The sequence below is a fragment of the Methylocapsa sp. S129 genome (genome assembly GCF_009765995.1).
GTDB lineage: Bacteria > Pseudomonadota > Alphaproteobacteria > Rhizobiales > Beijerinckiaceae > Roseiarcus.
Window position 1 is genome coordinate 100807 of record NZ_LMUI01000013.1, and the last position, 22470, is coordinate 123276.

The window sequence follows — 22470 nt, forward strand, 5'->3', positions numbered from 1 at the left end:
GCCTATATGCTCGATCAGTCGCATAACGTCACCGACCCGATCGAGAGCCTGATGCAATCGGCGATCGAATTGCAGCGCGCTTATGCGCAGGCCTTGATCGTCGATCGCGCCGCGCTCGCCGCGGCGCAGCGGGCCAATGACGCGCTCGGCGCCCATCTCGAACTCAAGCGCGCCTTCACGACCGACGTCTCGCCGCTCCTCGCGATGGCGCGCCGGCGCTCGGGCGGCGCCATCGCGCCGATCGAGACCTATCGCGCGTCCGGCTATCGCGCGCACAAGGCTAAGGAAAGGCCGGCGGTGGCGGGAACGTCGGCGGGGATTGTGTGAAGGCTAGGGTCTTTAGCGTCATTGCGAGGGAGCGAAGCGACGAAGCAATCCAGACTGGGGGTTGGATCGGCTCTCGTCTGGATTGCTTCGTCGCTGACGCTCCCTCGCAATGACGGTTAGGCGCGCAAAAGGCGTTCGATCGTCTCATCCAAAACGGCGGAGAGATCAGCGTCGGCGGGAATCGTCACGACATCGCCCTCTCCCTCCGGCGATTCCAGCGCGGCGAACTGACTGTCGATCAGCGACGCCGGCATGTAGTGCCCCTTGCGCGCGGCGACGCGGGCGCCCATCAGCGCCTTGTCGCCCTTGAGAAATAGAAACCGCAGCGAAGGGCCGACGACCGCGCGCAGGCGATCGCGATAAATGCGCCGCAGCGCCGAACAGGCGATGATCGCGCCGTCGGGATGGGCGGCGGCATCGGCCAAGACATGGGCGATCCGCTCCAGCCACGGCGCTCTGTCTTCATCGGTCAGGGGAATTCCGGCGGTCATTTTCGCGCGCGCTTCAGGCGAGTGAAGATCGTCGCCGTCGAAGAAAGCGATGCTGCGCGCTTTGGCGATTGCGACTCCGACCGTGGTCTTTCCACTTCCCGAAACGCCCATGACGATGAGCGTAAAACGAGGGCCGGATGGAAGCGAAATCGTCGCCATAGAACCAATATCCATTCAAGAGGTTCGAAACTTTCGAACGGCAATATCGCGCGAGCCGATCAATTCGTCCATATCGGCGTCGAACTGGTTGACAGCCATCCGCCAGCATCGCAACTGTCCCGACCGCGAACTTCACCAGAGAAGGACCCGGCCGTGACTGACGCCTCCACAACAGATATCCGCGTGCTTGTCGTCGGCCTCGGCACGATGGGCCTGAGCCATGCGCGCGCTTATCACAAGATTCCAGGCTTCAAGCTCGTCGGCCTGTGCACCAGCCGCTCGGCGGCGCGCGAGGATCTTGCCGCGGAATTTCCCGATGTCCCGCGCTTCGACGATTTCACCGAAGCCTTGGCCACGTTGAAGCCCGACGCCGTCGCCGTCTGCACCTATACCGAGACCCACGCCCATCTCGCGATCCAGGCTTTCGCCGCCGGCGCGCATGTGTTTTGCGAAAAGCCGCTCGCCGAGAATATCGCCGCGGCCGAGCGCGTCGTCGCAGCGGCGAAGGCGTCGGGCAAGGCGCTGCTGATTGGCTATATCCTGCGCGTGCATCCCTCGTGGACGCGCTTTGTCGAGATCGGCCAGACGCTCGGCAAACCGCTGGCCATGCGCATGAACCTCAATCAGCAATCGTCAGGCTCGCATTGGAACGTCCACAAGAACCTCATGCGTTCGACCTCGCCGATCGTCGATTGCGGCGTCCATTATGTCGACGTGATGTGCCGGGTGACGCAGGCCAAGCCCGTCATGGTCCATGCGATCGGCGCGCGCATGACCGACGAAATCGCACCGACGATGTATAATTATGGGCATCTGCATATCGTCTTTTCCGACGGTTCGGTCGGCTGGTACGAAGCGGGCTGGGGCCCGATGATGAGCGAGACCGCTTTTTTCGTGAAAGATATGATCGGCCCCAAGGGCGCGGTGTCGATCGCCGCCAAGGAAAGCGCGAGCGAGAAGCCCACCTCGGCCGACCACGACAGCCATACGCGCACCAATGCTTTGCGGCTGCACCATGCGGCGTTGAATGCCGACGGGAGTTTCGCCAAGCCCGATGAGATCATCACCACCGCCGAGGAGCCCGGTCATCAGGACCTTTGCGATCTCGAACAGAAGCTGTTCCTCGACGCGATCGTCAACAAACGCGATCTTGCCGCCCATCACGAGGAAGCGCTGAACTCGCTGCGCATCGTCTTCGCGGCTGACGAGAGCATCAGGACGGGCGAGGTGGTGCGGCTATAGGCGGGGCGACGACGCCCAAAGAGGCGATTGGCGAGGCCCGCAAAACATGGTCGATGACCAGGTGGGCGGCCTTACGCGTCTTTGACGACAATGGCGACATTGATGACGCCGTTGTCCTCCCGTCCGATCAGGAGATCGTCAAGAAACGCGGATAGAGAATCGCCGATCGGCACGAAGGCGCCCTGCTTGTCGCGAAGCCAGGGGATGATCTGGTCCGCGCTATAGCTTTCCAGCTTGCGCTTGTAAGCGGCCTCGAATTCGCTGGCCGACATCTGCAGATCATCGTCGATCAGCATGACGTGGCCGCGTAATTTTCCCTGGTGAACCTGCACGACCGGATTCCCGCCAGGCCCTTTGCCGATCGGGTAGACAAAACGCAGATAGGCGGGATCGATGATGCCTCTGGCGATCTCAAGAGCAAGATCGTTGTATTGCCATCCGGTTTCAATCCCGAAGATATATTGCAGGAAATCGATCAGATTATATTCGATCGCCCAATCGGGCGCCGCGGTGAGCGAGTCGAAATTATAGCCGTTGTATCGGCGCAGGAAGGCCAGATAATCTTCGCAGAACGTGAAGCCGTATCGCTTTTCGAGCGCTTCGATATCGACTTGCTGCACGGGGTTGAAACGCCTGGCGTTCGGGTGATCCTCAAATCGGAAAGCGTTTGGATGGGACAAGGCCGGCCTCTTCGGAAGAGCGCGCGATTGGCGAATTCACGGTCGCGCGCGGTTTGCTCGAAAGGTTACGGTCTGAAAAACGCGCCTGGGGATCAGCCTGAAATTTGTCGAGGATCATCGCCCTGCAGGCCCTGGACGCCTCGCAGCGGGCGCCTGATCTCGAGACAGATACGATCACGCGCGTTTTCGATCCCGCCGGCAAATGACCTGCCGAAAACCGCTATCTGCCTTTCGACCGCACGCTGCCGAAATGCCTGGCGAGATATACGGCGGCGACTAGGACGCCGAGGCCGACGATCATCCATTCCGCCGCCACTTCGGACCCTTTGGGCGCAAAGGACCAAAGAAGCGAGAAGCCGATCGCGATATTGGCGAAGCCCCAGAGCACGTTGACGACCGGCGAGGATTCGCCGACGCCGCGCGGCGTCGCGAATGGCGTCTGAAACCAATGGCCGCTAATCCCCTGGACGAAATGGGGGACGCCATTGGCGAGAAACAACCCGCTGACGAATTGCAGGAGATAGATGTACCAGGGCAGATCGGACATTGCGGCTCGCTTATATCATTGAACGGCGCAGCAAAATTACGCCGCGACCGGCGCGGGCTTGATTTCCTCTACGATTCGCGGCCCTATTTCGCGCTCGGCGACGGCCAGTTCATACGCCATTTGCAGATTGAGCCAGAACCGGGCGCTATTGCCCAAATACCGGCCAAGCCGCAACGCCGTATCAGGCGAAATTCCGCGCTTGCCATTGAGAATGTCCGTGATCCGGCCAGACGGCAGCTTAAGCTCCAGCGCCAGCCGATTGGCCGACAGGGTGCGCGCCTTCAATTCTCGCCTCAAGATGCGGCCAGGATGAACAGGGACCATGCTCGCGTCCTTTCAATGATAGTCAACAATTTCAACGTCCCAGGCGTCGCCATCTTCAAACCTGAAACATACGCGCCACGGGCCGTTGATCGTCATCGCCCATTGGCCTTTGCGACCTTCCTTCAACTTGTGAAGGCCGACAGACTTGAGCGGGCTTAGATCGCTAAGCGACGCCGCGGCGGCAAGCGCCGCAAGCATTTCAATCGCCGCGTCTTCATCAAGACCAGAGAACTTGCATTTGCCTCCTTCGGCAAAGCGCTGGGTCGCCGCATTGGCCCATGTCTTGATCATCGCTGTGGATACTACGTTTACCGTAGTATGTCAATCGTAGTGATGCCAAAACTTTTGGCGGCCGCGTTATAGGCGGTTTGCGAACCGTGCGCCGCTAACGCGCATAGGCATATGGCCCGCCTTTTTTGAGGGCCGTTTTATAGGCCGGACGCGCGTGAATGCGTTCGACGAAGGCCTTCAGGCGCGGCCGCCCTTCGAAGGCGCCGGCGCGCAGAGAGCCCGTTTCGAGCGGAAAGCTCATCATAACATCGGCGGCGGAAAACTCATCGCCCGCGAACCATTCCGACTTGCCCAACTCGCCTTCCAGAAAGTCGAAATGGTTTTTCAGTTGCGGATCGACGAATCCCGTTTGCGCCCGCGCCGCAATATTGCGCACCAGCCCGCGCAAGAGCATGGGCGAGCGCGCGGGCATGATGCTGAACACCAGTTTCATCAGCAAAGGCGACATCAGCGAGCCCTCGGCATAATGGAGCCAGAAGGTCCAGCGCAATCGTTCGGGGGTTTCAGCCTGAGGGCGAAGGCGGCCGCCGGCCTTGTCCACGAGATATTCGACGATGGCGCCGGTCTCGGCCACTGTGATGTCGCCGTCCGTGAGCACCGGCGACTTGCCGAGGGGATGAACGGCGCGCAATTCCGGCGGCGCCAGCATGGTTTTTGGATCGCGCTGATAATATTTTATTTCATAGGGCAGCCCCAGTTCTTCCAGCAACCAAAGCACGCGCTGGGAGCGCGAATTGTTGAGATGATGAACCGTCAGCATGGAAACTCCGCGTCAAGCGCCGGCCGCTTTATCTCGCGCGGCGCCATCCGGCACAAGAAGATAGACAAAGCAACGCGCCACGCCGCGGCAGTCGGGGCAAAATGCGGGACGATCGGAAACGGCCGGCAGCGATCGATAGACGCGCACGAGCCGTCGCTCTCTGCACATTTATTGTGCAACGCACAAAGCCGATTGGACGTCGAGCCGTCCGGAATCGCCAAAAGCCGGCGCTTTAGCCCGATTCCTCGGGAAGTCCAGCGTTTGGCATGGCGATTGCTGCGTTTTTCGCTTTGCGCGACGCGCTCGCGTTCGAGCCTGCGTTCGCGGCGGAACGGACGGCCCAAGCATCATGATCGGCGATCTCACCCCGGATCAGAAACGTTATCTCGAAGGATTCGCATCGGGCCTGAGCGCGCGCGCCGCGGGCGGCCTGTCGCCTTCCGGCGGCAATAGCGCGCCTACGCCCATGGGTCCCGACGCGCCGCATCTGCTTGCGCAGGACGCCGTGACGAAGGCTGGCAAGAAGCTTGTCGACCAGGAGAAATGGAAGCGCGAGGAGCATCCGTTCGACGCCTATTCCAGGCTGAACGATCAGGCGAGGCGCGACGAGTTCCCCAAGCCCGCCGACAATTTCCGCTGGCGCTATTATGGGCTTTTCTATGTGGCGCCGACGCAGGACAGTTATATGTGCCGGTTGCGCATCCCCAACGGCGTTCTGACGCATGGGCAATTGGCCGGAATCGCCGATATCGCGGAAAAGTTCGCGGGCGGCTACGCCCATGTGACGACGCGCGCCAACATCCAGATGCGCGAGATCGCCGCCAAGGACGCGATCCATATCGTCGAGAGCGTGCAAGACCTCGGCCTGACCTCGCGCGGTTCCGGCGCCGACAATATCCGCAACGTCACGGGCGACGCGACGGCGGGAATCGGCGCGCATGAATTGATCGACACGCGGCCTTATGCGCGCGCCTGGCACTTCCATGTTCTCAACCAGCGCGCGCTCACCGGCCTGCCGCGCAAATTCAATGTCGCTTTCGACGGCGGCGGCGCCATCCCGACGCTTGAGGAGACCAACGACATCGGCTTCCAGGCTGTCGCAATCGCCGACGCCGGCGTCGCCTTTCGATTGGTGCTTGGCGGCATAACCGGGCACATGGATCTCGCACGCGACACGGGCATCATCGTCAAGCCGGAAGAGACGACCGAAGTCGCGGACGCGATCGTGCGAGTGTTCATCGCCGAAGGCGACCGCACCAATCGCACCAAGGCGCGGTTGAAATATGTGCTCGATCGCGACAGCGCCGACGGGCGCGGATTTGAAACCTTTCTGGCGCGCGTGGAAGCTTTATTGGAACGCAAGCTGACGCGGGTCGACAAGGCGCGCATTCTGCCGCGCCCGGCGCAAGACAGGCAGGCGCATATCGGCGCGCATGCGCAGAGACAGCCGGGCCTGTTCTATCTTGGAATCGCGCTGCCCGTGGGCAAGATGAGCGCCGCTCAAATGTGCGCGCTCGCCGATATCGCGCGTGAATGCGGCGACGGCGACTTGCGTCTCACCGTCTGGCAGAACCTGCTGATATCGGGCATCGCGGAAGGCAGGCTGGAGGTGGTCAAGGCGCGTGTCGAGGCGGCGGGCTTGGACTGGCGCGCTTCGTCAATTCGGGCCGGCCTTATCGCCTGCACAGGTTCGAAAGGTTGCAAGTTCGCCGCTTCCGACACCAAGGGCCATGCCGAAGACATCGCGCGCTGGTGCGAGAAAAGGATCACGCTCGACCGGCCCGTCAACATCCATCTCACCGGCTGCCATCATTCCTGCGCGCAGCATTATATCGGCGATATCGGCCTCATCGGCGCGCGCGTCGCGGTCAATGACGAAGGCGACACGGTCGATGGCTATCATGTCGTCGTCGGCGGCGGTTTTGGCGAAGAAGGCGCGATCGGCCGCGAGGTGCTTCGCGACGTGAAGGCGGATGAGGCGCCCGGCGCGGTGGAGCGCCTGCTGAAATCCTATCTCAGGCATCGCGCCGACGATGCGGAGAGCTTCCACGCCTTCGCGGCGCGCCACGAAGTCGACGCGCTCAAGGCCCTCGTCGCCCTGGAGGACGCATGAACGCCGTCGCCCCGCCACCCGCGTTCGCGTCGTTCATCCCGGAAAGCGCTCCGTTCAGCGCCGAACAGCGCGCCTGGCTCAATGGGTTTTTCGCCGGCGTTCTTTCGCCCGATCCGGCATCGGCCGCGCCGCCGCTCGGCATGGCGGGCGGCGCCGCCCCTGACGGCGACGATGACGAGGCGCCCTGGCATGACCAGACGCTCGCGCTGCACGAGCGCATGAAGCTTGCCGAAGGGCGCCCGATGCGGCGGCGCATGATGGCGGCGATGGCGCAGCAGGATTGCGGGCAGTGCGGCTATAATTGCCAGGACTATTCCAGCGCCATCGCCGAACAGGCCGAAGAGCGCCTGAACCTCTGCGTGCCCGGCGGCAAGGAAACCGCGCGGATGCTGAAAGCCCTTGTCGAGGAGATGGGCGGCGGCGCGACCGATCCTGAAGAATCCAAAATCAAGGCCGAAGCGAAACAGCTCGAAAAGGCGCGCAAAGCCGACGCGCGCCTAGGCCGCTCGCGCGAGGCGCCGGCCGAGGCCGTGTTCCTCTCCCGCCGGCGGCTCAACAGCGAGGGCTCGGAAAAGGCGACCTATCATGTCGAGTTCGACCTTTCGACGGCTGAGCTCGATTATGAAGTGGGCGACAGTTTCGGAATCTTTCCCGTCAATGACGTCAGGCTCGTCGATCGGGTGATCGCCGCCATCCATGCGCCGGCGGATTTTCCGGTTGCAGGCAAGACGCTACGGGAAGTTCTGACCACCGACGTTTGCTTGGGCTTGGCGCCGGACGTTCTGTTCGAACTCATCTCCTATATGACGGGAGGCGAACGCCGGGCCAAGGCGAAAGCTTTGGCCAAGGGGCTCGATCCCGATGGCGATGCGGCGATGCTCGACGTGCTCGCGACGATCGAAAAATTCCCCGGCCTGCGTCCCGACCCCGAAGCTTTCGTCGAAGCATTGGAGCCGCTGCAGCCGCGCCTCTATTCGATCTCATCGTCGCATAAGGCGCAGCCGGGCCTTTTGTCGCTGACGGTCGACCACGTCCGCTACGCCATTGGCGAGCGCGAGCGCTTGGGCGTCGCCTCGACCTTTCTTGGCGGCGCGGTGCAGCCGGGCGAAAAGATCAAGGTCTATGTGCAGCGCGCCCATGATTTTGCGCTGCCCGCCGACGGCGACACGCCGATCATCATGGTCGGTCCGGGCACAGGCGTGGCGCCTTTCCGGGCCTTCCTGCATGAACGCGTCGCGACGCAGGCGAAAGGCCCCGCATGGCTGTTCTTCGGCCATCAGCGGCGCGGCGCGGATTTCTTCTATGAAGAAGAATTGTCGCATTTCCAGGCGGATGGATCGCTTGCAAAACTGTCGCTCGCCTGGTCGCGCGACGCGGGGCCGAAAGTCTATGTGCAGGACCGCATGCGCGAAGAAGGCGCCGAACTCTGGTCGTGGCTTGCGCGCGGCGCCCATTTCTATGTCTGCGGCGACGCCAAGCGCATGGCGGCCGATGTCGAAAAGACGCTGATTGCGATTTGCGCCGGACATGGCGGCATGAATGAAGCGGCGGCGCAGTCCTTCGTGAAAGACCTGCGCGTCAAGGGCCGCTATCAGACGGACGTCTATTGATGAAACCACGCACGCTGGCCCCGGCGTGCGCACGACCTGTCCTTATTGCGGCATTGTCGCGACGCTCGACGGGCTTGGCGGCGCGGCAATCGCGGGCAATGCGACCCATTTCGCCAATGCCGGCCGGCTTTGCTCGAAAGGCTCCGCGCTCGGCGAAACGCTCGCCCTTGAGGCGCGCCCCGAACTACCCGATCATGCGGCCGTCAAAGGCTTCGCGCTCCGTTTAGGAGGCAGGCTTGAAGCGCGGACGACCATGTTCCGGCCGCTGTCTTTCGCGCGATAAAGGGCCCGGTCGGCATTTTGAAGAAGAGCGTCGGGTCCCTCTTCGAAAGAATCTTGTGCGGCGGCGGCTCCGGCGCTGATGGTCACGACGCGGTTCGCGCCAGTGTGATGCTCCATCGCCAGGAGAAGGACGGCTTTTCGTATCCGCTCGGCGATGGTCGCCGCGCCGTGCTCATCGGTGTTGGGCAAGAGCGCCGCAAACTCTTCGCCGCCATATCGCGCGGCCATATCGCCCGGACGGAGGACCGTCGTCCTGATCGCCGCGCTGATCTGCCTTAAACATTCATCGCCTGCCGGATGGCCGTAGCGATCGTTGAACGCTTTGAACCAATCGACATCGATCATGATGAGGCCGAGGCGCGTTCCCTCACGCTTGGCGCGGTTATATTCCCGGGTAAGCGCGTCGTCGAAAGCGCGCCGGTTCGCCAGCCCTGTCAGCCCATCCTGCGCCGCCAGCGCCTCCAGGCGCCGATTGGCCTCCGCGAGTTGATCCTCGACGACCTTTCGAGCCGAAATGTCTCTCACAGTCCCGATAATGCCGGTAACCGCGCCGGTCTGCGGGTCCTTCAGCGCCCGATATTGCGCCTCCACCCAAATCCAGCGCCCATCGCGGTGCCGTCTGCGGGCGATCACCGCATCGCGATCGGTGTGGCCATTGCGCAGCGATTGAAGAACCTGCGCCACGCGCCCCGCATCCTCGGGATGCGCCATGCCGCCCGACTTGTCGCCCATCAATTCTTCCGGCTCGTAACCGAACATCTCGCGGCAAGCCGGGGACACATACCGACGCACGAGGTTGAGGTCGAGTTGAAGCACCATGTCGGTGCTATGCTCGGCCAGAAGACGATAGCGGGCTTCGCTTTCTCTCAGGCGTTGCTCCGCGGCGACGCGCTGCTCAATGTCGCGAACAATGACGAGGCGTTGCGGCAAATGTCCCGGCTCCGCCGCGATTGCCCGCGAAACGCTCTCGACCCAAACGTAACTGCCGTCCTTGCGGCGCATGCGATAATTAAACGCCGTCGCCTCATCGTCGCTATAGGCCCGCTGATCTTCCAAAAATCCGACATCATCGGGATGGATCGCCTCCTGCGAGGATATGCAAAGCATTTCCTCGGGCTCATAACCCAGCAGCGTACGGCAGGCTGGGGAGGCATAGAACCGCGTTCCGTCGCGACGGACGAGGAGAATCATGTCGGTCGAAATTTCGGCAAGCAGACGATAGCGGGCCTCGCTCTCCTTGAGACGTCGCTCCGCCACGACGCGTTTCTCAACGTCGCGGCCGACGGATTGAACGGCCGTCACTTTTCCCTCAGTGTCTCTGAGGGCTCGATTGGTCCAGGCGATCCATCGCATTTCGCCGTTCGGCAAGATCACCTGGTTTTCATCTTCGACGCTTTGATCGGCGCCGCACACCTTTCGAAGATGTTCCGCGACAGCCGCGTGGGCTTCCCTCGGGACAAAGTCAAAGAGACTTTTTCCCACCATGTCATCTGGCTGCCTCTCGTAGTGCCGCGCATAGGCATGATTGACGAAGAGCAACCGGCCTGCCGGCGTGGCGAGCGACACCAATTCCGATTGATCTTCGACCAACCCTCTGTACCGCGCCTCGCTCTCAGCCAGGCGCCGCTCGATGACCTTTAACACGGTCACATCCGTGATCACGGCCAGCGAAACGCGACCAGGTTCGATCGCGCTATTGTCCAGAATGCCCGACAGCAGCACGTCGATCACGCGCCCGTCCTTGCACAGCATCTGGTATTCGACGTTCTCGCAGCGACCGCGCCGGAAGAATTCAGGCAATACGTTCTTGACCGCATGTTCGCGCGATTCCGGGGTCAGGAAATCCGACGAGCGTCTTCCGATGACCTCCTCGCGCGTGTAACCAAGCTTGGCCAACCAGAGATCGCTGACCGAGATCAGCCGGCCCTCGGCGTCGATCGAATGAAGCATCGCGGGCGTCGTTCTGGAGCGTTGCTCCAGTTCGGTCCGCAGTCTCGCGCTGCGCTCGAGTTCAACGTCGGGGAGAACGGCGGCGCGGTTCATCCGCCCGCCCATCTGAGATGCGGCGGCGCCTGAATGAGGGGAGCCTCAGTCTCTCGCAAAAGCGCGATAACCGGATGATTCATATGGGAAATGTCGAGATTTGAGCCAGCATTCGCGATGTCCGGACAGCAGACATCTCGCGCCATTCCGCCCGACCAGCGCGGTGGCTTTTGCGGGTTCCGTTCAGTCAGGCGAACACTCCAATCGCGACTGTCCATCCCCGACAATGCCTAGATTTTGATTGTCAAATCCTTAACTCGCCTTTTTGCTTTCAACACGCCTCCGACGCGCCGGCGGCCTTATTTTCCCTCGATCAGCTTGCGCGCGTCTTCCCGCAACGCCTTGCGCGAGTCGTCGCGCATGTAATGCATATGCCCGCCGCCATAGACCTTGAGCGTGAGCCGGCCTGGCGCGCCATAGTCGGGTATCTGGTCGAGCAGCAGCTTCGTGCCGTAATAGGGCAGTTGCAGATCGGTCAGGCCATGCGTGACCAAAACCCGAAAATTTGGGTCGAGCGCCAGCATCTCTCTGAGAGGCTGTATCGATTCCGGCGGGTGGAGTTCGCCGCCCCAATCCCAGCCGTGATTGACTCTCGAACTGAGCGGTTCGTAGCGATTGTCGATTTTCCAGCCCAGACGATGCGCGTAGAGATCCATCATGGCGCTCGCCAGCGGCGCAGAGGAAGCGTCCAGCGCGGGGTCCAGCCAGCGGCTGCGGTTGGATGTGGGCGCAGGATCATAGGCGGTGATCGTCGCATCATAATCGGCCCCGACCTTGCGATCCGCGCGGTCGAACTCGCGCAGGAAAGTTTCCTTGTCGATGCGCCCGCCAAGCCGGCGCACCAATGCGGGATCGAGCCCCGTCAGCGCGCTCACGTGGTCAACCATGCGCGCGACCGCGGCGGCGTCGCGCGGGCCGCGCAGATAATCGGCGAGATAGTCGCCGCTGGCGTATTGCTCGACATCGGCGAGCTGGTCGCGGGTCACGGGACCATTCTTTTCCCTCGCCGCGGCGGCGTAGGAGGGCAGAAGGATCGCCGAGGAGAACGGCTCATTGGCGTTCGTCACCGTGGCGAAGTCGAGCGCCGGCGAAATCAACACCAGGCCGCTGATTCCGACGCCCTGTTCGGTCGCCAGCGCCCGCGCCAGACGCGGACCGCGAAACCCGCCATAACTTTCGCCGACAATGAATTTTGGCGACGTCAGCCGATCATTGGCGGCAAGCCAACGGCGCACGACGACGGCAAGGGCGTCAATGTCGCCATCCACCGACCAAAGTCGCTTGCGCGCCTCTTCGCCGGTGGCGACGATTTGGCTGTAGCCGGTTCCCGCGGGATCGATGAACACCAGATCGGTGAAGTCGAGCCAGGTGTCGTCATTGTCGACAAGGACGGGCGAAGCGGAGGGATGGGTCGCTCCCGCAACCATCGGCAGGCGCCATGGCCCCAGGGCGCCCAGATGTAGCCACACCGACGCCGCGCCCGGCCCGCCGTTGAAGACGAAGGTCACCGGACGGCTTTGCGCCGGCGCGCCATCGAGCTGATAGGCGACATAAGCGATGTCCGCCTGTTCGGCGCCCCGCTCGTCGGTGAGCTTAATGGTCCCCGCCGTCGCCTTGAAGCTGAGCGTGCGGCCGGGCAGAACAAGCGTCTGTTCGCTCGTCGCATCCGCCGGCAGGCGGCGCGACGCGGCGGCGAGCGGGCGCTGGCTGGTCGTCGGCGCCTCTTCCTGCGCCTGCGCCGCCAGAGTGAAACTGCCGGCCAGCGCGCAAGCCGCGAGAAATCGCGAAAGACGGTTCGTGAAAAACATCCCGTCTCTCCTGCCGCCAGAACTTGTCAAATCGAAGACCTGCCGGCGCCGCGGTTCCGTCGCAAATCGCGGGCGCCGTCGCAAAAAGCCAGCCGGACACGGGCGCCTTGAAGCAGCGCTCTCTGCTATGAGTCGCGGGCGCTCGCCTCGCCGCCGATCCACACGCCGCGCACGCTGAGATCGTCGGCTAGATGAACGAGGTCGGCCCTGTAACCCGGCTTGAAGCGGCCGATGTTGTCGTCGACGCGCAACAGACGCGCCGGCGTCAGCGTCGCCATCCTCAACGCATCGGTGAGTTCTATCCCAAGCGTTTGCGTCGCATAGCGCACCGCGTCCATCAGCGTGATCGCCGCCCCGGCCAGCGTGCCGTCGTCGAGCGTCAGTTTTGTGCCGACTTGCGTCACCCGGCGACCCTCGAGATAGAAAGCCTTGGCGCCGCCCGCCGCCGGCGGCATGGCGTCCGAGATCAACGCGAGGCCGTCGACGCCTTTGGCGTTGAAAGCCGCGCGCGCCGCCGCCTCATGCACATGATGGCCGTCGGCGATGAAACCGCAGACAATCCCGCGATCGGCGAGCGCGGCGCCCACCAGACCGGGCTGGCGATGACCGAGCTGGCTCATCGCATTGTAGAGATGCGTGACGGCGCTGGCGCCCGCTTTGAAGGCCGCTTGGGCCTCTTCGGCGGTCGCTTCGGAATGGCCGATGCTGACGATGATTCCGTTCTGGGCGAGCCGGGCGATGAGATCGTTCGAAACGGCCGCGGGCGCGAGCGTTACCACCATGATTCCGGCCTTCGCCGCGATCAGCCGGTCGGCGTCTTGCCGCGTCATCGCGCGGATGAACGCGAGGGGATGAGCGCCCTTGCGCCTGATGTCGATGAATGGCCCCTCGACATGAATCCCGAGCGCGCCGGGCACGCTTCTATGCGCCTCGGCGGCGGCCGCAAGCGCAGCTTCCAACTTGTCCGGCGCATCGGTGATGAGGGTGGGCAGCAGCGATGTCGTGCCGTCGCCGCGATGCGCCTCGACGATCGCGCGAATGCCCGCGACTGTCGGCGTTTCGTTGAACAATACGCCGCCGCCGCCGTTGACCTGCCAATCGATCAGGCCCGGCGCCAGAACGCCGCCGCGAAGGTCGCAGCTCTCCGCGTCAAGCGGGCGCGCCGCAAAGGGCGTAACCGCGACAATCGCGCCGTCTTCGACGACCAGCGCGCTATCCTCGATCATGCGCTCGCCGTCGAACAGCCGCGCGCCGGAAAAGACCTTCCTCATTGAAACGCCCGCATCATTTGGTCTCCGTCACTTTGCGCAAATGCGGCGGATTGTCGGGATCGCGGCCAAGCATTATCGCGCAGGCCTCGACGATCGCGTAGAAGCGATGCAGCATGACGATCGGCGTCAGCAGAGGATGGTCGGCGGGCGGAACGACAAGCGCCGATTTCATCGGCGAGGCAACCGCGTCGACGACGACGACATGAGCGCCCATCGCCGCGAGGCGCTCCAATGTTTCGCTCATGCCCTCGCGCGCCGCGTCCGCCGGCATGAAGGCGATGATGAGAAAGCCGGGCGTGATCACGCCGGCCGGACCATGCAGAACCTCCGCCGACGAAAACGCCTCGGCATGAATCGCGCAGGTCTCCTTGAGCTTCAACGCGGCCTCGGCCGCGATCGCGAAAGTGGAGCCGCGCCCGAGCACGAAGGCTGATTTGGCGCCCGCGATAAGATCAACCAAAGCGCGCGGCGAAGGTTCGCTCGCCTCGCTCAACAAAGCCGGCAACCGGGCGACGGCGGCGGTGAGTTTTTCGTCGCCGACCCAGTGGGCGACGAGCGCGGCGCCAGCGACGAGCGCGGCGATCATCGACTTGGTGGCGGCGACCGATCGCTCGACGCCGGCATGAAGCGGCAGCAAGCATTGCGCGCCGCGCGCGACTGGCGAATCGACGTCATTGACCAAGGCCAGGGTCAAGGCGCCGGCGCGGTTGACCGCGTCCTGCAAAGCGACGATATCGGGACTGCGACCCGATTGGGAAATCGTTATCGCGAGCGCGCCCTCAAGCCGCAGCGGCGCATCATAGAGCGAAGCGATGGAGGGGCCGATCGACGCGCAGGGAACGCCCAGCGCGATCTCGATGAGATATTTGAGATAGAGCGCGGCATGATCCGAACTGCCGCGCGCGATCGTCGCGACAAGGCGCGGATCGCGTTTTTTGAGAAGGGCCGCGATTGTCCCCGTCGCGGACGCATTCGCCGCGAGCTGACGGGCGAGGATCGGGCCCGTTTCGGCGATTTCTCTCGCCATCAGGGAAGGAGGTTTGAACAAAGCGGCGCCTCTAGTTTCGGTTCTTGCGCGTAGCGGGTGAAAGCGTCAGTTCGGAGACAAAATCATAGGTGTCGGCGCGATAATACGAGCGCGTGAATTCGACGCAGCGCCCATCGGCAAGATAGGCGATGCGCTGGATGTAGAGCGCGGGGCTTTTGGGCTCGACGCCGAGCAGGGCCGCATCCGCGTCGGCCAGCAGCGTCGCGCGCAAGCGCTGCAACGCGCGCACCGGCTTGAAATTGCGCGCCTCCAGCGCGTCATAGAGCGAAGAGCCGATCGCATTGGCTTCGCCGATATAACGCTGCGGAACGACGGCATGCTCGATCGCCATCGGCACGTCGCTGGCGAGGCGCAGGCGGGACAGGCGGAAAATTCTTTCGCTGGGCCCGACGCCCAGCATCATCGCGTCCTCCGGGGTTGGCAGGAACATGCCGCGCTCAAGCTCGCGCGAGCCCGCCACAAAGCCGCGCAGGCGCATGTCCTCGGTAAATCCGGTCAGGCGCGACATCGGTTGATCGACGCGCGGCAGAGCGCGGCGGATGAACGTGCCGGCGCCGTGACGATGATAGAGCACGCCCTCCGCGACGAGCTCGGTAATGGCGCGTCGCAAGGTGGTGCGCGAAACATCGAGCAGCAGCGAGAGTTCGCGCTCGCCCGGTAAAATCTCGGTATCGGCGAAGCGGCCGCCGCCGATCTCGCGCTTGAGGGTCTCGCAGACCGATCGATAGAGCGTGGCGCGCGCCGGCGTCGCCTCGGCGATGATCATGATCCCTCGCTCTTGTTCGGGGAGGCCGGCAGGATTCCGCCGGCGAGCAATATCGCCCCGTCCGTCGCGTCGAACAGCGGCCGCAGCAGCGCTGAATCGAGATCGGCGGGAAGATGCGGGCGAATGCCCTCGCTCAAGCCGCCCACGAGCGCGACGCGATCGGCGCCGAGCGCCCGAACGGCGCGCGTCAATGCGGCGAGGGCGGAGGCGGCGGCCTCGACGATCGAGCGGCCCAGAGCGTCGCCCTCGCGCGCGGCGTCAAGCACGGCCGGAGCAAAAGCGCCATAATCGCTGGGCTTGGCGCTTAACGCCCATTGCAATGCGACATGGGGATCGTTGGCGAATTTTTGCATGAGGCTTTGGGTCAGCGGCGTCGACGGACCAAGGCCGTCGCAGGCGCGCACCGCGGCGCGAATGGCGTCGGCGCCAATGCGCGCCGCGGAGCCGTCGTCGCCCAGAAGAAAACCGCGGCCGCCGATCACGATCTCGCGGCCGCCAACGCGTGCGATGCCGGCCGAGCCGGTGCCCGCGATGACGATGCCGCCATCGGCGCCGGCATGGGCGCCAAGACAGGCGGTGACGGCGTCATTGGCGGCCCGAACAGACGCGACGCAATCGAGAGTCGCCAGATCAGCGACGATGCGGGCCGCTTCGGCGCCCGTCGACAGGCCGGCCAGCCCAAGGCCCAGCGCAACGCATCGGGAATCGTCCAGGCGAAGCCCCGCTTGATCAAGCGCCTCCGAGATCGCCGCGCGCACGACGCTCAGGGCGCTGGCGTAGTCGACATAGATATTGGCGGCCGGTCCCGCCGTTTGCGCGAGCAAGGCGCCGGAGGAATCGCGCAGACGCGCCCGGCAACGCGTCGCGCCGCCGTCAACGCCAAGGAAGAATGGATCGTCCGCCGCCAATTGGCCTCGCTTTTTCGTTTCCGCCCCGCCGTGCCGTGAGCGCCGAGATCGTCCGATTGTTTTTGAAAACGATCTCTAGACAAGAGGTATACGATTGGCTAACGTTAAAGACAAGAGGTAGGAACCACTGGTCCTAAGATTGGTTTTCCCGCGCTCTGAAACCGCTGTCTCAAGACCGTTTCCAATCCGCCAAGAGGGTGAATGGCCACGCCGAGCGACGATAAGGATCAAGGCCAATTCGATGCGCCTTTCCTCGCGGCGCTTCTGGAGAGCCAGAAGCGCGCCGTCGACTCCGTAGCGGCATGCGCTGAAGCCATCGAACGGGCCGCTGAAACGATCAGCGACCGGCTGCGCGCGGGCGGCCGGCTTGTCTATATCGGCGCTGGCTCCTCGGGCTTGATCGCCTTGCAGGACGGCGCCGAATTGCCCGGCACATTCGGCCTCGACATCGAACGGATCGTCTTCCTGATCGCCGGCGGGATGGCTGAAATCGCCCGCATCGACTCGGCGGCCGAGGATGACATCGGCGGCGCTTCCGCGGATATCGCGGCGCTAGGGCCGATGGAGCGCGATATCGTCATCGCCATATCGGCGAGCGGCTCCACGCCCTACACTTTGGCGCGCGCCAAAGCGGCGCGCGAGCGCGGCGCCAGCGTTATTGCTTTGGCCAATCGCGCGGCCTCGCCGCTGCTGCATATCGCCGACCATCCGATCCTGCTCGATTCCGGCGCTGAGGCGCTGCATGGTTCGACGCGCCTGGCCGCCGGGACCGCGCAAAAATGCGCGCTCGGCCTGCTTTCGACCATGGCCAATGCGCGGCTCGGCCATGTCTTTCGCGGCCACATGGTCAATGTCCGGCCCGAAAACGAGAAGCTGCGCCGCCGCGCGGTCCATATTATCGCGAGCGTCGCGGGCGTCGACGAGGACGCGGCGAGCGCCAGCCTCGGCCGTGCGAAAGGCGATGTCAAATGCGCCATCGTCATCGCCTCGGGCGCCGCCACGCGCGAGCAAGCGCAAGATATGATCCATCAAGCGGGCGGCCATGTCGGCGCCGCGTTGGCGCGCCTCCATCCAGGCGCCGCAAGTTTTTAGCACCGGGCAAAACGCCCGATCACTGGGAGAGCGAAATGACGAAGACGCGTAAAAATCTATTGGGCGCCGGCGCCGCATTGGCGGCGATGCTTGTCGGCCTCGCCGCCGCGCAGGCCGGCGATCTCAAGATCGAAAGCTGGCGCACCGACGACACCGACATCTGGACGTCAAAAATCATCCCCGCCTTCAACAAGCATTATCCCGATGTCAAGATCGAATTTTCGGCGACCGCGCCCAAGGAATATGACGCCGCGCTCGGCGCGCGCCTCACCGGCGGCACGGCCGGCGATCTCATCACCTGCCGTCCCTTCGACAAGTCTCTCGATCTCTACACCAAGAAGAATCTCGACAGCCTGAACGACCTCAAGGGCATGACGAATTTTTCCGACGTCGCCAAATCCGCCTGGACGACGGACGACGGCAAGACGACCTTCTGCGTTCCGATGGCTTCGGTCATTCACGGCTTCATCTACAATAAGGACGCGCTGAAGAAGGTCGGGGCCGAAGAGCCCAAGACGATGGATGAATTCAACGCGCTGCTCGAGAAGCTGAAGAAAGACGGAACCTATGTTCCGTTGGTGCTCGGCACGGCCGATCAATGGGAAGCGGCGACGATGGGCTTCCAGAACATCGGCGCAAACTATTGGGACGGCGAAGCCGGCCGCACCGCGCTGATCGCGGGCAAGCAGAAGTTCACCGATCCGCAATATGTCGCGGTGTTCAAGGAAATGGCGAGCTGGGCGCCCTATATGGGCAACGGCTATCAGGCGCAGTCCTATCCGGACAGCCAGAACCTGTTCTCGCTTGGCAAGGGCGCCATTTATGCCGCGGGATCGTGGGATATTTCGACCTTCCGCGCCTCGGCGAAATTCCCGATGGGCGCCTTCAAGGCGCCGACGATCGCCGGCGAGAAGGATTGCTACATCTCCGATCACACGGATATTGCGATGGGCCTGAACTCGGCGTCCAAGAACAAGGACGACGCCAAGAAATTCCTCGACTGGGTGGCGAGCCCGGAATTCGCGGAAATTTACGCCAATGCGCTGCCGGGCTTCTTCCCGTTGTCCAAGACCCCGGTCAAGGTCAACGACGATCTCGCGGCGACGATGGTCGGCTGGCGCCAGGAATGCAAATCGACGATCCGCAATTCCTATCAAATTCTCTCGCGCGGCACGCCCAACCTGGAGAACGAATTGTGGAACGTCTCGGCGCAGGTCCTCAACGGCAAGTTGACGCCCGACGCCGCCGGCGCCCAGCTCCAGACCGGGCTCGACAAGTGGTATAAGCCCGCGAAGTAAGCTCACGGCGATACCATCTTCCGCCGGCAGTGTCCCCTCCCCCCGTGTGGGGGAGGGTTAGGGAGGGGGGTCGCGCTGATCTATCAAAGGGGGGCGCAGGCAAGGCGCTTTGTTTGATGGGTCAGCGCGACCCCCCATCCGGCCTTCGGCCACCTTCCCCCACAAGGGGGGAAGGAAAAATCGGCGACCTTGAACGATCGCCCTTAACGGAACATCCTGACCAACATGGCAGCACCTTCCCAAGTCGTCGCGTCCATGCCGCGCGCCCGCCTCATCGGGCTGATGTTGCTGTTTCTTGGGCCCGCTGTCGCGGTCTATACGCTGTTCTCGATCTATCCGTTGCTGGCGACCATCTCGCTATCGACCTATTCAACCACCGACACCGGCGACCATGTTTTCGTCGGCCTCGCCAATTTCACGACGCTGCTGACCGATGAGGTCTGGTCGAAACCTTTCTGGAACGCGTTCTTCAACAACTTTCTCCTGTTTTGCGTGCATATGGTCGTGCAAAACCCGATCGGCATCGCGCTGGCCGGTCTGCTCAGCCTGCCCGCCCTGCGCTTTCGCGCGACCTATCGCACATTGATCTTTCTGCCGACCATGCTTTCGGTCGTGATCATCGGTTTCGCCTGGAACCTGATTCTTTCGCCGCTTTGGGGCGTCGCGGAAGGATTACTCAAAGCAATCGGCCTCGGCTCATGGTTCGCGCCCTGGCTTGGCCTGCCATCGACCGCGCTCGTCACGCTATCGCTGATTTCAGTCTGGCAATTCATCGGCATTCCGATGATGCTGATCTATGCCGCGCTGCTCAATATTCCTGAAGAACTGGTCGACGCCGCGCGCGTCGACGGCCTTGGGCAATTCCGCATCTTCACGCATATCAAGCTGCCGCTGATCCTGCCGACGATCGGCATGGTCTCGATCCTGACCTTCGTCGGTAATTTCAACGCCTTCGACCTCATCTATGCGGTCAAAGGCGCGCTGGCGGGCCCCAATTTCGCCAGCGACATTCTGGGCACCTATTTCTATCGCACCTTCTTTGGCTATCAATTGCAGGTCGGCAGTCCGACGATGGGAGCGACGGTGGCCACCGTGATGTTCCTCATCATCCTGGCGGGCGTCTGCGTCTATCTCTTCCTCGTGCAGCGGCGCATGCTCCGCTACACATTCTGACGATCGAGGCCGGCAGCCGATGCGCTCACGTTACACAATATTCGGCGTGCACGTGATCTTGCTCGCTTACACGCTTCTGGCCACTCTCCCGATTCTGCTTGTGATCATGAACTCCTTCAAGAGCCGCAACGCCATCTTCGGCTCGCCGCTCTCGCCGCCGAATGCCGACACCTTCTCGCTCATCGGCTATACCAAGGTGCTGGGCAAGTCGCACTTCGTGACGTATCTCCTCAATTCGATGATCGTCACGCTCGGCAGCATGGGGCTCGTACTCCTGTTTGGCGCCATGGCGGCATGGGCTTTGACCGAATATAAATTCCGCGGGTCGACGCTTCTCGCGCTATTTCTGTCGATCGGCATTATGGTGCCTATTCGCTTAGGCTCCGTCGCCATCGTCGCGATGATGCGCCAATCCGGCCTCAACGACACGCTGACCGCGCTGGTCCTCGTCTATGTCGCGCAGGGCCTGCCGATGGCGATCTTCATCCTGTCCGAATTCATCGAGCAGATCCCCAAAGATCTGCGCGACGCGGCGCGCTGCGACGGCGTGCCCGAGACGCGCATTTTCTTCGAGGTGATCGCCCCGCTGCTGCGCCCGGCGATCGCCACCGTCGCCGTCTTCACCATGGTGCCGGTCTGGAACGACCTTTGGTTTCCGCTGATCCTTACATCGAGCGACAGCACGCATACGATCACGCTCGGCGTCCAGCAATTCGTTGGCCAATATACCACCGATTGGAACAGCGTGCTGTCGGCTTTGTCGCTCGCGATCCTGCCGATCGTCGTCATCTACGTCATCTTCTCACGGCAATTGATCGCCGGCCTGACATCCGGCGCCGTCAAATGAAACAGGCATAGGCCATGGCGACAGTTCGCATCGCAAAGCTCAACAAATCCTATGGCGACGCCGCCATTTTGCGGGATATCGACCTTTCGGTCGACGACGGCGAATTCGTCGTTCTGGTCGGGCCCTCCGGCTGCGGCAAATCCACGCTGCTGCGCATGATCGCCGGACTCGACGGCGTGACGTCGGGCGACATCTTCATCGGCGAGCGTCGCGTCAACGATCTCGAACCCGCGCATCGCAAGATCGCAATGGTGTTTCAGTCCTACGCGCTCTACCCGCATATGAACGTCAAGAAGAACATGACGTTCGGACTGAAATTCTCAGGCATGGCGCAGCCCGAGATGGATCGCCGGGTCGCCGAGGCCGCGCGCATGTTGCGTCTCGAGCCGCTGCTCGAACGACGGCCGCGCGATCTGTCGGGCGGTCAGCGCCAGCGCGTCGCCATCGGCCGCGCCATTGTGCGCGAACCCGATGTTTTTCTTTTCGACGAGCCCCTGTCCAATCTCGACGCGGCGCTGCGCGTCTCGACCCGCGTCGAGATCGCCAAACTGCATCGCCTGCTCGGCGCGACGATGATCTACGTCACGCATGATCAGATCGAGGCGATGACGCTCGCCGACCGTATCGTGGTGATGAACCATGGGCTCATCGCCCAGGTCGGCAAACCGCTCGATCTCTATTACCATCCCGCCAATCTTTTCGTCGCAGGGTTCATCGGCTCGCCCGCGATGAATTTCTTCGACGCCAGCGTCGCCGCAAAAAACGCGACAGCGGTCACGATTTCCGGCCCGGGCGTCGCCGCTTTCGACGCGGCGGTCAAAAACTTCTCGGGGCCCGTCGGCGCGAAAATCAAAATCGGCGTGCGGCCGGAACATCTGCTCGCGGAGGGCGGATCGGGCTTCAAGATCGCCGGTGCGGTCGAACTGGTCGAACGCCTGGGCGAGACCTCCTACGCGCATGTCCGCGCGACGCCCGAAGTCGCGCTGATCGCCGAAATTCGCGGCCGCGACGCGCCGAACGCCGGAGACCCCATTGCATTGAGCGCGCATGAGCGCGATCTTCATCTGTTCGACGAACGCGGTGAGCGCATTGCGATCGATTAGAGGCAAGTCGCTTGAGCATTAGCCTCCCGACTTCGCAAGCTGGATGCGCCGCTTGGAATCCGCCAAAAGGTCGATGACGCATTTCGGCAGGCGGCGCGCTTGCGCGATGTCCAGGGCGTCGCGACCTTGATCATCCGCGATTATCGGATCCGCGCCGGCCTCGATCAACAGGTGCAAGGTCTTCAACCGCTTGAGCCGCGAGGCATAGAAAATCGGTGTCTCGCCGTGAGCCCTGAGATCGAGCCTCGGCTTGCTCTTCAGAAGTTCGCGGCATAGCACGTCATCGT

Annotated in this window: 21 protein-coding genes and 2 pseudogenes; 10 read left to right on the forward strand and 13 right to left on the reverse strand. The window is 63.0% G+C overall.

Translation table 11 applies throughout. The annotated features are described in order from the left end of the window. Positions 1–327: pseudogene (locus GSQ90_RS08610) on the forward strand (sugar isomerase); the annotation flags it as partial. A 116-nt stretch (positions 328–443) separates the two neighbouring features. Here GSQ90_RS08610 and GSQ90_RS08615 read toward each other — a convergent pair. Then, positions 444–992 carry a gluconokinase gene (locus GSQ90_RS08615; protein ID WP_246731484.1) on the reverse strand — a complete coding sequence of 183 codons (549 nt, stop codon included), beginning with the start codon at positions 990–992 and terminating at the stop codon, positions 444–446. Between the two features lie 138 nt (positions 993–1130). Between GSQ90_RS08615 and GSQ90_RS08620 the strand changes: the two genes are divergently transcribed. Then, positions 1131–2219, forward strand: coding sequence for a Gfo/Idh/MocA family protein (locus GSQ90_RS08620; protein ID WP_256366588.1), 1089 nt, complete (start codon positions 1131–1133; stop codon positions 2217–2219). A 71-nt stretch (positions 2220–2290) separates the two neighbouring features. On the opposite strand, the gene GSQ90_RS08625 is transcribed toward GSQ90_RS08620, so the two are convergent. From GSQ90_RS08625 to GSQ90_RS08645, 5 genes are all read right to left on the reverse strand, one after another. Continuing rightward, entirely contained in the window at positions 2291–2899 is a 609-nt protein-coding gene (locus tag GSQ90_RS08625) for an SMI1/KNR4 family protein (protein WP_158814415.1), read from the reverse strand. A gap of 220 nt (positions 2900–3119) precedes the next feature. Further along, positions 3120–3446 carry a hypothetical protein gene (locus GSQ90_RS08630; protein WP_158814416.1) on the reverse strand — a complete coding sequence of 109 codons (327 nt, stop codon included), beginning with the start codon at positions 3444–3446 and terminating at the stop codon, positions 3120–3122. A 36-nt stretch (positions 3447–3482) separates the two neighbouring features. Further along, positions 3483–3770 carry a HigA family addiction module antitoxin gene (locus GSQ90_RS08635; RefSeq protein WP_158814417.1) on the reverse strand — a complete coding sequence of 96 codons (288 nt, stop codon included), beginning with the start codon at positions 3768–3770 and terminating at the stop codon, positions 3483–3485. Positions 3771–3782: 12 nt separating this feature from the next. Then, the gene (locus tag GSQ90_RS08640) at positions 3783–4061 is read right to left on the reverse strand and encodes a type II toxin-antitoxin system RelE/ParE family toxin (RefSeq protein WP_158814418.1); all 279 of its coding nucleotides are present in this window, start codon (positions 4059–4061) and stop codon (positions 3783–3785) included. Positions 4062–4155: 94 nt separating this feature from the next. Next, positions 4156–4821 carry a glutathione S-transferase family protein gene (locus tag GSQ90_RS08645; RefSeq protein WP_158814419.1) on the reverse strand — a complete coding sequence of 222 codons (666 nt, stop codon included), beginning with the start codon at positions 4819–4821 and terminating at the stop codon, positions 4156–4158. 349 nt (positions 4822–5170) lie between these two features. On the opposite strand from GSQ90_RS08645, the gene GSQ90_RS08650 reads away from it, so the two are divergent. The 3 genes and pseudogenes from GSQ90_RS08650 to GSQ90_RS32335 all read left to right on the forward strand — a co-directional run. Continuing rightward, a complete protein-coding gene (locus tag GSQ90_RS08650) occupies positions 5171–6934 on the forward strand; it encodes a NirA family protein (RefSeq protein ID WP_158814420.1) in 1764 nt (587 codons plus the stop codon). Beyond that, positions 6931–8544 (forward strand): sulfite reductase subunit alpha, encoded by a 1614-nt coding sequence (locus GSQ90_RS08655; protein ID WP_158814421.1) that lies wholly within the window; start codon positions 6931–6933, stop codon positions 8542–8544. Before GSQ90_RS08650 ends, GSQ90_RS08655 begins: the two co-directional genes overlap by 4 nt. Next, positions 8540–8722: pseudogene (locus tag GSQ90_RS32335) on the forward strand (hypothetical protein); the annotation flags it as partial. The gene GSQ90_RS08655 and the pseudogene GSQ90_RS32335, both read left to right, overlap by 5 nt. A 14-nt stretch (positions 8723–8736) precedes the next feature. On the opposite strand, the gene GSQ90_RS08665 reads toward GSQ90_RS32335, so the two are convergent. From GSQ90_RS08665 to GSQ90_RS08690, 6 genes are all read right to left on the reverse strand, one after another. Further along, complete coding sequence (locus GSQ90_RS08665) at positions 8737–10869, reverse strand: PAS domain S-box protein (RefSeq protein ID WP_158814422.1); 2133 nt, start codon at positions 10867–10869, stop codon at positions 8737–8739. A 299-nt stretch (positions 10870–11168) separates the two neighbouring features. Beyond that, a complete protein-coding gene (locus GSQ90_RS08670) occupies positions 11169–12677 on the reverse strand; it encodes a S10 family peptidase (protein WP_158814423.1) in 1509 nt (502 codons plus the stop codon). A 125-nt stretch (positions 12678–12802) separates the two neighbouring features. Beyond that, entirely contained in the window at positions 12803–13948 is a 1146-nt protein-coding gene (nagA, locus tag GSQ90_RS08675) for an N-acetylglucosamine-6-phosphate deacetylase (RefSeq protein ID WP_158814424.1), read from the reverse strand. Positions 13949–13961: 13 nt separating this feature from the next. After that, positions 13962–14996, reverse strand: coding sequence for an SIS domain-containing protein (locus GSQ90_RS08680; RefSeq protein WP_246731485.1), 1035 nt, complete (start codon positions 14994–14996; stop codon positions 13962–13964). A 10-nt stretch (positions 14997–15006) separates the two neighbouring features. Continuing rightward, positions 15007–15762, reverse strand: coding sequence for a GntR family transcriptional regulator (locus GSQ90_RS08685; RefSeq protein ID WP_246731486.1), 756 nt, complete (start codon positions 15760–15762; stop codon positions 15007–15009). Beyond that, positions 15759–16670 carry a BadF/BadG/BcrA/BcrD ATPase family protein gene (locus GSQ90_RS08690; protein ID WP_158814425.1) on the reverse strand — a complete coding sequence of 304 codons (912 nt, stop codon included), beginning with the start codon at positions 16668–16670 and terminating at the stop codon, positions 15759–15761. The genes GSQ90_RS08685 and GSQ90_RS08690 overlap by 4 nt, the downstream gene beginning before the upstream one ends. Before the next feature lie 201 nt (positions 16671–16871). On the opposite strand from GSQ90_RS08690, the gene GSQ90_RS08695 reads away from it, so the two are divergent. The 5 genes from GSQ90_RS08695 (at position 16872) to GSQ90_RS08715 (ending at position 22183) form a co-directional block, all read left to right on the forward strand. Further along, positions 16872–17762, forward strand: coding sequence for an N-acetylmuramic acid 6-phosphate etherase (locus GSQ90_RS08695; RefSeq protein WP_158814426.1), 891 nt, complete (start codon positions 16872–16874; stop codon positions 17760–17762). A gap of 35 nt (positions 17763–17797) precedes the next feature. Next, on the forward strand, positions 17798–19060 hold the full coding sequence (locus GSQ90_RS08700) for an ABC transporter substrate-binding protein (RefSeq protein ID WP_158814427.1): 1263 nt from the start codon (positions 17798–17800) through the stop codon (positions 19058–19060). Positions 19061–19285: 225 nt separating this feature from the next. Continuing rightward, a complete protein-coding gene (locus tag GSQ90_RS08705) occupies positions 19286–20233 on the forward strand; it encodes a carbohydrate ABC transporter permease (protein WP_158814428.1) in 948 nt (315 codons plus the stop codon). A gap of 19 nt (positions 20234–20252) precedes the next feature. Further along, the gene (locus GSQ90_RS08710; RefSeq protein WP_158814429.1) at positions 20253–21080 is read left to right on the forward strand and encodes a carbohydrate ABC transporter permease; all 828 of its coding nucleotides are present in this window, start codon (positions 20253–20255) and stop codon (positions 21078–21080) included. A 14-nt stretch (positions 21081–21094) separates the two neighbouring features. Next, a complete protein-coding gene (locus GSQ90_RS08715) occupies positions 21095–22183 on the forward strand; it encodes an ABC transporter ATP-binding protein (RefSeq protein ID WP_158814430.1) in 1089 nt (362 codons plus the stop codon). A gap of 18 nt (positions 22184–22201) precedes the next feature. On the opposite strand, the gene GSQ90_RS08720 is transcribed toward GSQ90_RS08715, so the two are convergent. Further along, positions 22202–22462: an ankyrin repeat domain-containing protein gene (locus GSQ90_RS08720; RefSeq protein WP_158814431.1), complete on the reverse strand. Its 261-nt coding sequence runs from the start codon at positions 22460–22462 to the stop codon at positions 22202–22204. Positions 22463–22470: the final 8 nt, after the last annotated feature.

Coding starts and splice junctions, on each gene's coding strand:
- GSQ90_RS08615 (WP_246731484.1), bottom strand. CDS start 992: ATGGATATTGGTTCTATGGCGACGATTTCGCTTCCATCCGGCCCTCGT.
- GSQ90_RS08630 (WP_158814416.1), bottom strand. CDS start 3,446: ATGTCCGATCTGCCCTGGTACATCTATCTCCTGCAATTCGTCAGCGGG.
- GSQ90_RS08635 (WP_158814417.1), bottom strand. CDS start 3,770: ATGGTCCCTGTTCATCCTGGCCGCATCTTGAGGCGAGAATTGAAGGCG.
- GSQ90_RS08640 (WP_158814418.1), bottom strand. CDS start 4,061: ATGATCAAGACATGGGCCAATGCGGCGACCCAGCGCTTTGCCGAAGGA.
- GSQ90_RS08645 (WP_158814419.1), bottom strand. CDS start 4,821: ATGCTGACGGTTCATCATCTCAACAATTCGCGCTCCCAGCGCGTGCTT.
- GSQ90_RS08650 (WP_158814420.1), top strand. CDS start 5,171: ATGATCGGCGATCTCACCCCGGATCAGAAACGTTATCTCGAAGGATTC.
- GSQ90_RS08655 (WP_158814421.1), top strand. CDS start 6,931: ATGAACGCCGTCGCCCCGCCACCCGCGTTCGCGTCGTTCATCCCGGAA.
- GSQ90_RS08665 (WP_158814422.1), bottom strand. CDS start 10,869: ATGAACCGCGCCGCCGTTCTCCCCGACGTTGAACTCGAGCGCAGCGCG.
- GSQ90_RS08670 (WP_158814423.1), bottom strand. CDS start 12,677: ATGTTTTTCACGAACCGTCTTTCGCGATTTCTCGCGGCTTGCGCGCTG.
- nagA (WP_158814424.1), bottom strand. CDS start 13,948: ATGAGGAAGGTCTTTTCCGGCGCGCGGCTGTTCGACGGCGAGCGCATG.
- GSQ90_RS08685 (WP_246731486.1), bottom strand. CDS start 15,762: ATGATCATCGCCGAGGCGACGCCGGCGCGCGCCACGCTCTATCGATCG.
- GSQ90_RS08695 (WP_158814426.1), top strand. CDS start 16,872: ATGGCCACGCCGAGCGACGATAAGGATCAAGGCCAATTCGATGCGCCT.
- GSQ90_RS08700 (WP_158814427.1), top strand. CDS start 17,798: ATGACGAAGACGCGTAAAAATCTATTGGGCGCCGGCGCCGCATTGGCG.
- GSQ90_RS08705 (WP_158814428.1), top strand. CDS start 19,286: ATGGCAGCACCTTCCCAAGTCGTCGCGTCCATGCCGCGCGCCCGCCTC.
- GSQ90_RS08710 (WP_158814429.1), top strand. CDS start 20,253: ATGCGCTCACGTTACACAATATTCGGCGTGCACGTGATCTTGCTCGCT.
- GSQ90_RS08715 (WP_158814430.1), top strand. CDS start 21,095: ATGGCGACAGTTCGCATCGCAAAGCTCAACAAATCCTATGGCGACGCC.